Below are 11,703 nucleotides of genomic sequence, written 5' to 3'. Positions count from 1 at the left end.
GGTGACCACGGCCACCCTGCCGCGCAGGGCGTCATCGGCGAAGGGGGCGGGACTGTTCATGGACGTGCGCAGCGAATTGGGCCCGCTCAGACCGACACCGCGTTCATCGAGTCGACCTCCTTGCGGATGGCCGGGATGATCCGCTCGCCCCACAGCTCGATCTGGCGCAGCATGGTCTTCTGGTCGAAGTCGCCCAGCTGCGTCTGCAGCGCGATGTGCTTCGGGCGCAGGATGCTGATCTCCTCCAGCATCTTGTCGATCACCTGGTTGACCGGGCCCACCGGCAGGTTCTTGCGCAGCTGCTCGAAGCTCGGGTCGGTGGGCGACGGCACTTCCTTGACCATATAGCCGTCGTCGGACTGGGCGCGGCGGAACTTCAGGCTCTCGGAGATGCGGCGCTGGAAGCGCGCGTTGTCCAGGTAGGCATCGATCTCGGCCTGGTTGTCGGAGGCGAAGGCGCAGCGCAGGAAGCCGAACTTCACGTCCTCGTCGAGGCTGGCGCCGTTGTCCTGCGCCACCTTGTCCAGCCGCTCGCGCAGGGCGGCGATGGCGTCGTTGCCGTTGAGCAGCGCCGTCACGAACAGGTTGTGCCCCTCGCGCACGCCGCGCCCCAGGGTGACCGGGTTGCCGGAGGTGATCCACAGCGGCGGCATGGGGCCCTGCACCGGGCGCACGGCGATGGAGCTGGGCGGCAGCTTGAGGTACTTGCCCTCGTACTCCACGATCTTCTGCGTCAGGCCCTTGGGGATGATGTCCAGGAACTCGTTGTAGATGGCGCCCGACTCCTCGATCTTCACGCCGAAGCGCTCGAACTCGAACTCCTGGTAGCCCGAGCCGATGCCCAGCTCCAGCCGGCCGTTGGACACGGTGTCGACGAAGCCCACCTCGGCCAGGAAGCGCGCCGGGTGGTACAGCGGCAGGATGCACACGGCCGTGCCCAGGCGGATGCGCTGGGTCTTGGCCGCCATGTGCGCCACCATCATCAGCGGCGAGGGCGAGAGCGAATAGTTGTTGAAGTGGTGCTCGGCGTACCAGGCGGTGTCGAAGCCGGCCTGCTCGGCCACCACCGTCTGCTCGATCGAGTTCTGGATGACCTGTTGCGAGCTCTGGTGATAGCCGCGCTGCTGCGCCAGGATGAATACGCCGAATTCCATGGTCTCTCCGCGTCAAAGGGGGATGAATGCGATGAGGGAAATTCTCCCGGCGGGCCCTGCGATCGAGAATACGGAAGGTGCGTGGTTCAGTCCTGCAGAAAGTGCAGGAGCCAGCCGCGGCGAAGCTGCCGCAAGGGGCGCTCCTCCAACGACAAAACCGGGCTCGCGGGCCCGGTTCTCCATGGCATGCGCTGCGTGCGCGGCGCGCCTACTTGTCCTTCAGTTCCGTCATCCTCGCCAGCCCCTGCCAGATGGCGGCATCCCTCTGGATGGAGGCCGCGAACTCCTTCGCGGAGCGGCTCGGCGGCACCACCATGTTCTGCCCTTCGATCCGCTGGCGGACCTCGTCGGTCTTCTGCAGGCGGTTGATCTCCGCGTTGAGCCGGTCGATGACCGCAGCGGGCGTGCCCGCCGGCGCGAACACGCCGTACCAGCCGTCGGCCTCGAACTTGTAGCCCTGCTCCGCCAGCGTGGGCAGGTCCTGCGTGGCGGGCCAGCGCTGCGAGCCCGTCTGCCCCAGCCCCACCAGCCGGCCGGCGCGCATGTGCGGGATGGGCGACGCGATGTCGGTGAAGCCGACGCTGATGTTGTTGGCCATGATGTCGCTCACCTCGGTGACCAGCGTCTTGTAGGGCGCGTGCGGCATGTCCAACCCGTAGTGCGCCTTGATGCCTTCCATCGCGAGGTGGCCGGACGAGCCGGTGCCCCACGAGCCGTAGGCGAGCTTGCCCGGGTTGGCCTTGGCGTAGGCCACCATGTCCGCCAGGTTCCTGAAGCCCGTGCCGGGGTTGGCGACCAGCAGGATGCCCGCCGCGCCGACCTGCGTGATGGGCACCAGGTCCTTCTCCGCGTCGTAGGGCAGCTTCGGATGGATCACCGGGTTGATGAGGATGGAGGACGACGGCGCGAACAGCAGCGTGTAGCCGTCGCCCGCCGCCTTGGCCACGGTGTCGCAGGCGATCAGGCCGTTGGCGCCCGGCTTCGGGTCCACCACGATGGGCTGCTTGAGCACGCGCGAGAGCGGGTCGGCGATGAGGCGGGCGAAGATGTCGCCGCCCGCGCCGGCCGAGCCGGCGACCACCAGGCGGATGGGCCGGCCCGGCCAGGCGTCCTCGCTGGCGAAGGCACGGGCGCCGGCGCCCAGCAGCATGCCGCCCAGCAGGACGGTGCGTCGTTGGAGGGGGGTGTGGCTCATGCGGTCTCCTGAGGGGGCTGTATAAGAATCGAGGCCATCAAATGCTTTTTTCAATTCCATTTCTTTTACAATGCGGATTTCCGGAAACCGGATGCCCGGTGGCCTGCCGCAAGAAAAAATGATGGAATTCCCTGCGCGGATTTCAATTCAATTCGCTGCCCCTGAAAACGGCGTCCGCGCGGTCTGCCGAATTCTAGGGAGCCAACCGGAAACGGTTACTGCAGAAACTGCAGATCAGAACTGCGAGAACTGGAGGATGTATGGATAAGCTGCGGGCGATGGAGCTCTTCCTCTCGATCTCCCAGACCCGGAATTTCTCCGAGACGGCGCGCCGCTTCGGCATCTCGGCCACCGGGGTGTCGCGCATGATCACGGAGATCGAGGACCAGATGAAGGTCAAGCTCCTGCTGCGCTCCACGCGCCAGGTGACGCTGACCGAGTCGGGGCAGGAATACGCCCGCCAGCTGGAAGACATCCTGTGGCGCATCAAGGAGCTGCAGGCCAACGTCACCGCCATCAGCAGCGCGCCGCAGGGGCAGTTGCGGGTGCACTCCCGGGTGATGTTCGGGCTGGGGGTGCTGCCCCCGCTGGTGGCGTCGTTCCGCAAGCTGTACCCGGCCATCCACATCCAGCTCACGCTGACCGAGGCGCCGGTGGACCTGCGGCGCGACCAGTTCGACATCGACTTCCGCATCTCGCCGCCGGTGGAGGCCGGCGTCAAGCGGCGGATGCTGTTCCAGAGCGAGCGCTACCTGGTGGCCGCTCCCTCCTACCTGGCCGACCGGCTCGCGCCGCGCGTGCCGGAGGACATCCTGGCGCACGAGTGCCTCGCCTACCAGTTGCCGGGCGATCGCTACACGTGGCTGTTCAAGCAGCAGGACGCGGTCAACGAGATCGTCTTCCAGCCCCGCCACGTCAGCAACAGCGGCATCGCCCTGCTGGAACTGGCGCGCCTGGGCGAAGGCCTGGCGCTGCTGGACGACTACACCGTGCACAACGACATCCGCCTGGGCCGCCTGGTCCGGGTGCTGGACGACCATCGCATCAGCAACAAGGGCTTCGACGAGGGGATGTACGCCACCATCCTCGACACGCCCATCATCCCCGCCAAGATCCGCCTGTTCCTGGATTTCGTGGCCGAGCACGTGGCCGGGCGCGAGCTGCGCTTCGTCGCGCATGGCCGCACGGCCGGGCTGGACCCGCAGCCCGCCGGTTAATTCGGCGCGCCTGCCGCGTCAATTGAATTGAATTCCCGCAATTCAATTCAATTGAATTTCCCCGATTCCTGCATTTTCTGCAGGACACTCCCGCGGATTGGTTGGAAATCAATTCCAGCCCGATTTCTATAATCCGCCGGAAATCGACACCGAGACAAAGCCGCGCAAATCCATGCGCCCGCCCGGAGCCGGCGGGCCGCGCTCCGTTTGTCGAACACGTGTTCCCCGACCAGCCCTGCGCCGCGGCAGGCTGGCCTTCTTTTGCCTGGAGGTGCGTATGAGTGATGAGTGGGTTCGTTTGGAAGTGGCCGACGGCGTCGGCCTGGTCACGCTGGACCGCAAGCCGGTCAATGCACTGAACCGGGAGATGCGGCGCCAACTGGTGGCCACCTTCGACGCCATCTCCGAGCGCGAGGACGTCCGCTGCGCCGTGCTGACCGGCACCGGCAGCGTGTTCTGCGCCGGCGCCGACCTGAAGGACCGCCCCAACCCCGACGTCGCCGGCGACTTCCTGGAGCACAACCGCATCACCCGCGAGACCGGCAACGCCATCCGCGAATGCGCCAAGCCGGTGATCGCCGCCATCAACGGCGCGGCCCTGGGCGCGGGCTTCGGCCTGGCGGCGGCCTGCGACATCCTGTACGCCTCCGAGAACGCCACCGTGGGCATGCCCGAGATCAACGTCGGCCTGGCCGGCGGCGCCTCCATGCTCAAGACGCTGTTCGGCCGCTCCACGCTGCGCCGCATGTTCTTCACCGGGCAGCGCCTGAGCGCGCACGACCTGCTCAAGCGCAACGTCATCGAGGACGTGGTGGCCGAGAAGGACCTGCTGCCCGTGACCATGGCGCTGGCCCGCGAGATCGCCTCCAAGGCCCCGCTGGCCATCGCCTACGCCAAGCGCGCCGCCAACATGGTCGACCTGATGCCGCAGCGCGACGCCTACCGCTTCGAACAGGAGTTCACCGTGGCGCTGTCGAAGACCGAGGACGCCCGCGAGGCGCGCATGGCCTTCCTGGAAAAGCGCGCACCCGTGTTCAAGGGGCGCTGAACCCATGCCCGCCCCGCTCCAGCAAGCCCCCGGCGCCGGCCTCGACGCCTTCTTCGAGGCCGATGCCGTGGCCGTCGTCGGCGCCTCCGACGACGTCACCAAGATCGGCGGCCGCCCGGTCCAACTGCTGCGCAAGTACGGCTACGCCGGCGCCGTCTACCCGGTCAACCCCAAGGGCGGCACCATCCAGGGCCTGCCGGGCTACGCCTCGGTCCTCGACACGCCGACGGCGCCCGCGCTCGCCATCCTGGCGGTGCCGGCGCCGGCCGCGCTGCAGGCAGTGCGCGACTGCGCCGAGCGCGGCGTGCGCGGCGTGATCGTGCTGTCGGCCGGCTTCGCCGAGGCCGGCCCCGAGGGCGCCGCCCTGCAGGCCGGGATGGTGCGCGTGGCGCGCGAGCACGGCATGCGCCTGCTGGGCCCGAACTGCCTGGGCGCGGTCAACGTGGCGAACAGTCTGGTGGGCTCCTTCTCCATCGCGCTGGAGCAGAGCATGCCGCCGGCCGGCCAGGCGGGCATCGTCTCGCAGTCCGGCAACATCGGCAGCCTGACCATGCGCAACATGGCCAGCCGCGGCCTGGGCGTGAGCCGCTTCATCGCCACCGGCAACGAGGCCGACGTGGACGTCGCCGACGGCATCGCCGCGCTGGCGCAGGACGACGCCACCCGCATCATCCTGTGCTGCATGGAGACCTGCCGCCACGCCGGCCGGCTCGCCGCGGCGCTGGAGATGGCGCGCGCGCGGAACAAGCCGGTGATCGTGCTGAAGATCGGCGCCACCGAGCAGGGCCAGGCCGCCGCCGCCTCGCACACCGGCGCGCTGACCGGCTCCGACGCGGTGTTCGACGCGGTGTTCCGCCGCCACGGCGTGCTGCGCGTGCGCTCCTTCGAGGAACTGCTCGACGTGGGCCATGCCGCCGCCCTGCTCGGCCCCGAACGCCTGCCCGCCACCGACGGCGTGACGCTGGTGGCCGCCTCCGGCGGCTTCGGCATCATGATGGCCGACGCGATGGTGCAGGCCGGCATGACGCTGCCCCCGCTGGCCGAGGCCACCCGGGCGCTGATCCGCGAGGCCGTGCCGACCGCCGGCACCCACAACCCGGTCGATGCCTCGGCGCAGATGTCGGCCCGGCCCGACATCCTGCTGAAGATGCTGAGCGCGCTGCAGGGCGACGCGAGCGGCAGCACGCTGGTGCTGCTGCTGGCGCTGTCGCTGTACAACCCGCGGCTGCGCGGCGTGTACCTGGAGGCGCTCTCGAAGATCCGCGCCAGCCACCCCGACCGCTTGCTGGTCATCATCAGCCAGGGCCCGCCCGACGCGGTGGCCGAGATCAACGCGCTGGGCATCCCGGTGTTCCCCAGCATCCCGGCGGCCGCCACCGGCATGGCCGGGCTGGTACGGCTGGGCCAACTGGCCGCCCTGCCCCCAGCCGCGGCCTACAGCGGCCCGGTCGACGCGGTCGATCCAGCCGTGTTCCGCAACGAGTTCCATGCCAAGAAGGCGTTGGCCACGGCGGGCATCAGCGTGCCGCGCGAGGAAGTGGTTGCCAGCGCCGACGAAGCCGTGCGCAGCGCGCGGGCCACCGGCTACCCGGTGGTGCTGAAGATCGCCTCCGAGGACATCGCCCACAAGACCGAGATCGGCGGCGTCGCGCTGGACCTGGCCGACGACGAGGCCGTGCGGCAGGCCTACGGCCGCCTCATGGACAACGCCCGCACCCGTGCGCCCGCCGCGCGCCTGGACGGCGTGCTGGTGGCGCCGATGGTGCGCGGCGGCGTGGAGCTGATCGCCGGCGTCTCGCGCGACCCGGTCTTCGGCCCGGTGGTCATGGTCGGCTTCGGCGGCATCTACGCCGAGATCCTCAAGGACGTGGCGGTGCAGGTCGCGCCGGTGTCCGAGGAGGAGGCACTGCACATGATCCGCGGCCTGCGCATGTTCCCGCTGCTCGACGGCGCGCGCGGCCGGCCCAAGGCCGACGTGGCCGCCGCCGCGCGCACGGTGGCGCGGCTGTCGGAATTCGCCTGCCGCCACGCCGCCGACGTGGCCGAGATCGACATGAACCCCATCCTGGTCCGGCCCGAGGGCGAAGGCGTCCTGGTCCTGGACGCCCTGATGGTCCCCACCCCGCGCAACACCCCCGCACCCTGAGAGACCCCATGCACACGGAAAAGCATCCGGCCCTGGCGGCGGCGGCCGAAGGCCCGGCCGCCTATCGCCAGTACGCGCGCCAGTGGCTGCGCTCCCACCTGCCCGAGCACATGCGCGCGGACAGCCTCGACTATCGCGCCCCCACGCTGGACGAATGCCGCGCGTGGGAAGCCTCGATGTACGAGGCCGGCCTGGCGGGCATGACCTGGCCCACCGCCTACGGCGGCATGGGCCTGACGCTGCGCGAGCACCTGATCGTGAACAAGGAGGTGGGCGCCCTGCTCATGCCCGAGAGCGTGAGCTCCATCGGCAAGGAGCTGGCCGGCCCCATCATCCAGACCGTCGGCACGGAGGAACAGAAGCAGCAGTTCCTGCCGCGCATCCTGGCCATGCAGGATTACTGGTGCCAGGGCTTCTCCGAGCCCGACGCCGGCTCCGACCTGGCCCGCCTGCGGACCAAGGCCGTGCCCGAAGGCGACACGTGGCGCATCAACGGCCAGAAGATCTGGACCAGCGGCGCGGCCAAGGCCCACTACTGCCTGCTGCTGACGCGCACCGGCACGGTGGCCGACAAGCACCGCGGCCTGCTGATGTTCGCCGTGCCCATGGACACGCCCGGCATCCGCGTGGTGCCGATCAAGTCGATCGACGGCAAGGAGTCCTTCGCCGAGGTCTTCTTCGACAACGTGGTGGTGCCCGACAGCGCGCGCCTCGGCGCGCCCGACGAGGGCTGGAACGCCGCCATCCGCGTGCTGTCGATCGAGCGCGCGACCAACCGCATGTACCGCGCCTGGCGCTTCGAAGCCGAACTGCGCCACCTCGTCGCCGCCTGCAAGTCGGACCCGGCGCTGGCGAAGCTGCTGGACGACGGCCACCACCAGCGCCGCATCGGCGAGGTGCTCGGCCAGATCGACGCCCTCAAGGGCCTGGTCGAGCACACGGTGGACCGGATGACCGCCGGCGCCAGGATCGGCGCGCGCGGCTCGCTGACCAAGCTCTTCTGGTCCGAGTGCCACCAGGCCTTCATGGGGCTGGCGCTGTCGCTGGTGTCGCAGGTCACGCCGCGCTCCAGCCCGCAGGCCCGCCGCGCGCGCAAGGCCTTCGCCAACGCCTACCTCTACGCCCGCGCCGAGACCATCTACGCGGGCACCACCGAAGTGCAGCTGGACATCATCGCCCAGCGCATCATGGATCTGCCGAAGGACCTGGCATGAGCATGCAAGACAACGACCTTCAGCCCGATGAGTTCGCCCAGGCGGCGGCCGAGGCCATCGCCGACGCACAGACCCGCGGCTTCCGCGAGACGGGCCGGGTGCTGGCCGCCGCGGGCCTGTGCGGCGTGTGCGCGGCCGAGGAGGCCGGCGGCCTGGCGCTGGGCATCGAATTCGCGCTGCCCATCGTCACCGAGGCCGGCCGGCTGCGCCTGCAGTGGCCGCTGCTCGAAACCCTGCTGATCGCCAAGGCGCTGGGCACGTCGCCGCTGGCCGCCGAGCTGTGCAGCGGCGAGCGCGCCGCCACCTGGGCGCTGCAGGGCAGCCTGCAGGACGGCTTCGCGGGGCATGCGCGCCACGCGCAGCACTGCGACTGGGTGCTGGTGGCCGACGGCCGGGGCGGCGGCGCCCTGCTCGACCTGTCCAGCGTCGAGACCGAGATCGACGAGGCGCTGGACCCGGAACATCCGCAATGCTTCCTGATGCTGGAAGGCGCCAAGGTGCTCGCCGAACTCGACGCCGCCGCCTTCGCCGCGCTGCAGCGCGACCTGCAGATCCTCGTCGCCGGCTGGGTCCACGGCGCCGCCGAAGGCGCGCTCGCCACCACGGCGGGCTACATGGCCACCCGCGTGCAGTTCGGCCGCCCGCTGTCGGCCAAGCAGGCGGTGCGCCACCACCTGGCGAAGATGCGGCTGCTGCAGGAGGCCGCCGGCGCCGGCATCCGGCGCGTGCTGCGCGCCGACGAGTTCGGCGGCGAGCGCGGCACCCGGGCGGTGCTGTCCCAGGCCCTGGACAGCGCGGCCTTCGTGCTCGAGAAGTCCATCCACCTGCACGGCGGCATGGGCTTCACCTGGGAAGTGCCACTGCACCACGCCCTGCGCGAAGTGCGCAAGTTCGACGCCGCCTTCGGCGCGGGCGCCCTCGCCCGCCAGGCCGGCCGGGACTTCATCCAATCCGTGTGAGCCAAGGAACCGACATGCATCAGGACCTGCAGGGGCGCGTCGCCCTCGTCACCGGCGCGGGCGCCGGCATCGGCCGCGAGACGGCCTGCCAGATGGCGGCCCGCGGCGCCGTGGTCTGCGTGAACGACCTGAAGGATGAGTTCGTCGCGCCCGTGGTCGAGGCCATCCGCGCCGGCGGCGGCCAGGCCTTCGGCATCGTGCAGAACATCGCCAGCCGCGAAGGCATCCGCGAGGCGATCCAGCGCGCCGCCGAGCACGGCGGCGGGCGCTTCGACATCTTGGTCAACAACGCGGCCTGGGTGCGCTACCAGGCCATCCCGGACATCCTGCCGGAGACCGTGGAACGCATGCTGGACGTGGGCTTCCGCTCGGTCATCTGGAGCCTGCAGGAAGCCGTGGCGGTGATGGACCCCGAGCGCGGCGGCGCGATCGTGAACGTGGCCTCGGTCGCCGCGCTGCGCTCGGCGCCGAACTCGGTGGTGTACTCCGGCATCAAGTCGGGCATCCTGGGCATCACGCGCGCCGCGGCGGCCGAACTCGGCGCCCGCCGCATCCGCGTCAACGCCGTGTGCCCCTCGGCCGTGCCCACCGAGGGCACGCAGCGCAACCGCAACGCCGAGCGCGACGCCGCCCGCATCGCCCGCACGCCGCTGGGCCGGCTCGGCACGGTGGAGGACATCGCGCGCGCCATCTGCTTCCTCGCCAGCGACGAGGCCGGCTTCATCACCGCGCAGGCGCTGACGGTGGACGGCGGCGTCACGCTCACCAACATCTGACGCGCGCAGCAGCACCGCCCATGCAGACGGTCCTGATCACCGGCGCGGCCTCCGGCATCGGCCGCGAGGCGGCGCGGCTGTTCGCCGGCGCGGGCTGGCAGTGCGTGCTGGTCGACCGCAACGAAGAGGCGTTGGCCGCCCTGGGCCGCAGCCTGCCCTGCACGGCGGCATCGGCACACGCGCTGCGCGCCGTCGACCTGACCGACGCGCGGCAGGTCGCCACGCTGGGCCAGGGCACGCCCGCGCTCGACGCCCTCGTCAACAACGCCGGCATGTCCGACCCGTCCGGCACGCCGCTGGCCGAGCAGGACGCGGCGCAGCTTGGCCGCCTGCTGGCCCTCAACCTGGCGGCGCCGGCTGCGGTGATCGACGCCTGCGCGCCGCTGCTCGAACCGGGCGCGCGCGTCGTCAACGTGGCCTCCGGCGCCGGCCTGCATGCCATCCCCTGGCGCGGCGCCTACAGCCCGAGCAAGGCGGGCCTGATCGCGCAGACCCAGGCGCTGGCGCAGGCGCGGCCCGGCTGGTGCGTGACCGTGCTGGCGCCCGGCTTCGTGCGTACCGAACTGGTGGACGGGCTGATCCAGGCCGGCCGCATCGACCCGGCGCGCGCGGTGGGCAAGATCCCGCTCGGGCGCATGGCATCGCCCGCCGAGATGGCGCAGGCACTGCAGTTCCTGTGCAGCCCCGGCGCCCTGCCCCTGAGCGGGCAGGTGCTGGCGGTGAACGGCGGCTCCTCCATCTACGGCGGCAGCCAGGGCTTTGCGCCCGCCACGCTGGCGCCGCTGCCCCAGGACACGCCGCTGCAACTGGAAGTCTGCGGCGGCGATGCCGCCCCCTGGCAGGCCGTGGCGCCGGCCGCCGCCGGGCAACCGCACTACGCGGCTTGCCTCGACCTCTCGCCGCTGCGCGGCGGCGCAGGCAAGCTCCTGCACGCGGTGCATGCCGCCGCCGCGCGCTTCGCGGCCCGCCATGCGCAGCAGGCCAGCCTCACGCTGCTGCTGCCCGCCGTGGCCGCGGGCCGCTGGCAGGACGCCGGCGACGGCGCGGCGGCCCGCATGCTCGTGGCCACCCTGGCCTGCGAATGGGGCGGCCGCGCCCTGCGCATCAACGCCTTGCAGGTGCCGGCCGACCTGGACCCGCCCGCGCTGCACGCCCTGCTGCGCTATGTGGCCGGGCCCGCCGCGCAGTACCTGACCGGGCAGACCCTCGTCTGCGCATCCCGATGAACACCACCACCGACGACCCCCTCGACGCCGAGCGCGCGCGCATCAAGGCGCTCTTCATCGCCGAACGCGGCTACTGGCGCCCGTGGACCGAGACCATGCTGCAGGCCTGCCCCGGCTTCGTGCAGCAGTACGCGAACTACGCCGGCTACCCGGCGCGCACCGGGCCGCTGAGCGAGCGCATGGTGGAGCTGATCTACGTGGCGCTCGACGCCTCGGCGTCGCACCTGTTCGAGTCCGGCCTGCAGACCCACATGGCGCGGGCGATCGCCTGCGGCGCCAGCGAGGCGGACATCGTCGACGTGCTGCACCTGGTGGCGGTGCAAGGCGCCGCCAGCGTGTGCCAGGCCGCCGACATCCTGGCCGAACTCGCGGACCCGCCCGCGGCGGCGCCGATCGACCCCGCGCTGCAGGCCCGCATCGACCGGCTCGGGCCGGCGCACGCCCTCCCCCTGGCCGGCGTGGCGCGGCTGGATCCCGGCTACGCGCAGGTGCTGCTCGACTTCGTCGAACAGGGCCGGCCCGGCGCGGGCCTGGGCGATGCGGAGCGCAGCCTGGTGCAGCTGGCGCTGCATGCCTGCTTCACGGCCTTCAACCCGGGCGCGGTGCGCCGGATCGCCGCCACCGCGCTGTCGCAGGGCGCGGCGCCGGCCGAGCTGCTGCAGGCCGTCCAGATGGGCGCCCACCTGGCCGTCCACGGCACCGCGCTGGGCGCCCGCGTCCTCCAGGCCAGCCGCACATGCCCGCAGGAATGACTTGACGACAACGCCC

At 71.2% G+C, this 11,703-nt stretch carries 10 protein-coding genes; 8 read left to right on the top strand and 2 right to left on the bottom strand.

The window, feature by feature from the left end:
• Window positions 1-86 precede the first annotated feature (86 nt).
• Together ACIY1X_RS02545 and ACIY1X_RS02540 are read right to left on the bottom strand one after the other, a co-directional pair.
• Complete coding sequence (locus ACIY1X_RS02545; protein ID WP_399677758.1) at window positions 87-1,154, bottom strand: LLM class flavin-dependent oxidoreductase; 1,068 nt, start codon at window positions 1,152-1,154, stop codon at window positions 87-89.
• A gap of 208 nt (window positions 1,155-1,362) precedes the next feature.
• Complete coding sequence (locus tag ACIY1X_RS02540) at window positions 1,363-2,349, bottom strand: Bug family tripartite tricarboxylate transporter substrate binding protein (RefSeq protein ID WP_399677756.1); 987 nt, start codon at window positions 2,347-2,349, stop codon at window positions 1,363-1,365.
• A 260-nt stretch (window positions 2,350-2,609) separates the two neighbouring features.
• Between ACIY1X_RS02540 and ACIY1X_RS02535 the strand changes: the two genes are divergently transcribed.
• From ACIY1X_RS02535 to ACIY1X_RS02500, 8 genes are all read left to right on the top strand, one after another.
• Window positions 2,610-3,566, top strand: coding sequence for a LysR family transcriptional regulator (locus ACIY1X_RS02535; protein ID WP_399677754.1), 957 nt, complete (start codon window positions 2,610-2,612; stop codon window positions 3,564-3,566).
• Between the two features lie 277 nt (window positions 3,567-3,843).
• Window positions 3,844-4,614, top strand: a complete 771-nt coding sequence (locus tag ACIY1X_RS02530; protein WP_399677753.1) for an enoyl-CoA hydratase/isomerase family protein — start codon at window positions 3,844-3,846, stop codon at window positions 4,612-4,614.
• Window positions 4,615-4,618: 4 nt separating this feature from the next.
• Window positions 4,619-6,760: an acetate--CoA ligase family protein gene (locus ACIY1X_RS02525; protein WP_399677752.1), complete on the top strand. Its 2,142-nt coding sequence runs from the start codon at window positions 4,619-4,621 to the stop codon at window positions 6,758-6,760.
• A gap of 8 nt (window positions 6,761-6,768) precedes the next feature.
• Window positions 6,769-7,974, top strand: a complete 1,206-nt coding sequence (locus ACIY1X_RS02520; RefSeq protein ID WP_399677750.1) for an acyl-CoA dehydrogenase family protein — start codon at window positions 6,769-6,771, stop codon at window positions 7,972-7,974.
• On the top strand, window positions 7,971-8,933 hold the full coding sequence (locus tag ACIY1X_RS02515; RefSeq protein ID WP_399677749.1) for an acyl-CoA dehydrogenase family protein: 963 nt from the start codon (window positions 7,971-7,973) through the stop codon (window positions 8,931-8,933). The genes ACIY1X_RS02520 and ACIY1X_RS02515 overlap by 4 nt, the downstream gene beginning before the upstream one ends.
• Window positions 8,934-8,947: 14 nt before the next feature.
• Window positions 8,948-9,709, top strand: coding sequence for an SDR family NAD(P)-dependent oxidoreductase (locus ACIY1X_RS02510; protein WP_399677747.1), 762 nt, complete (start codon window positions 8,948-8,950; stop codon window positions 9,707-9,709).
• Between the two features lie 20 nt (window positions 9,710-9,729).
• Window positions 9,730-10,935, top strand: a complete 1,206-nt coding sequence (locus ACIY1X_RS02505) for an SDR family NAD(P)-dependent oxidoreductase (protein ID WP_399677745.1) — start codon at window positions 9,730-9,732, stop codon at window positions 10,933-10,935.
• On the top strand, window positions 10,932-11,687 hold the full coding sequence (locus tag ACIY1X_RS02500; protein ID WP_399677743.1) for a carboxymuconolactone decarboxylase family protein: 756 nt from the start codon (window positions 10,932-10,934) through the stop codon (window positions 11,685-11,687). Before ACIY1X_RS02505 ends, ACIY1X_RS02500 begins: the two co-directional genes overlap by 4 nt.
• Window positions 11,688-11,703: the final 16 nt, after the last annotated feature.

The sequence above is a fragment of the Xenophilus sp. genome, assembly GCF_044462705.1.
Lineage (GTDB): Bacteria > Pseudomonadota > Gammaproteobacteria > Burkholderiales > Burkholderiaceae_C > Xenophilus > Xenophilus azovorans.
Note: the sequence above shows the minus strand (reverse complement) of the source record. Positions and strands in the feature narration are given on the sequence as shown.

Coding starts and splice junctions, on each gene's coding strand:
- ACIY1X_RS02535 (WP_399677754.1), top strand. CDS start 2,610: ATGGATAAGCTGCGGGCGATGGAGCTCTTCCTCTCGATCTCCCAGACC.
- ACIY1X_RS02515 (WP_399677749.1), top strand. CDS start 7,971: ATGAGCATGCAAGACAACGACCTTCAGCCCGATGAGTTCGCCCAGGCG.
- ACIY1X_RS02525 (WP_399677752.1), top strand. CDS start 4,619: ATGCCCGCCCCGCTCCAGCAAGCCCCCGGCGCCGGCCTCGACGCCTTC.
- ACIY1X_RS02505 (WP_399677745.1), top strand. CDS start 9,730: ATGCAGACGGTCCTGATCACCGGCGCGGCCTCCGGCATCGGCCGCGAG.
- ACIY1X_RS02545 (WP_399677758.1), bottom strand. CDS start 1,154: ATGGAATTCGGCGTATTCATCCTGGCGCAGCAGCGCGGCTATCACCAG.
- ACIY1X_RS02530 (WP_399677753.1), top strand. CDS start 3,844: ATGAGTGATGAGTGGGTTCGTTTGGAAGTGGCCGACGGCGTCGGCCTG.
- ACIY1X_RS02510 (WP_399677747.1), top strand. CDS start 8,948: ATGCATCAGGACCTGCAGGGGCGCGTCGCCCTCGTCACCGGCGCGGGC.
- ACIY1X_RS02500 (WP_399677743.1), top strand. CDS start 10,932: ATGAACACCACCACCGACGACCCCCTCGACGCCGAGCGCGCGCGCATC.
- ACIY1X_RS02540 (WP_399677756.1), bottom strand. CDS start 2,349: ATGAGCCACACCCCCCTCCAACGACGCACCGTCCTGCTGGGCGGCATG.
- ACIY1X_RS02520 (WP_399677750.1), top strand. CDS start 6,769: ATGCACACGGAAAAGCATCCGGCCCTGGCGGCGGCGGCCGAAGGCCCG.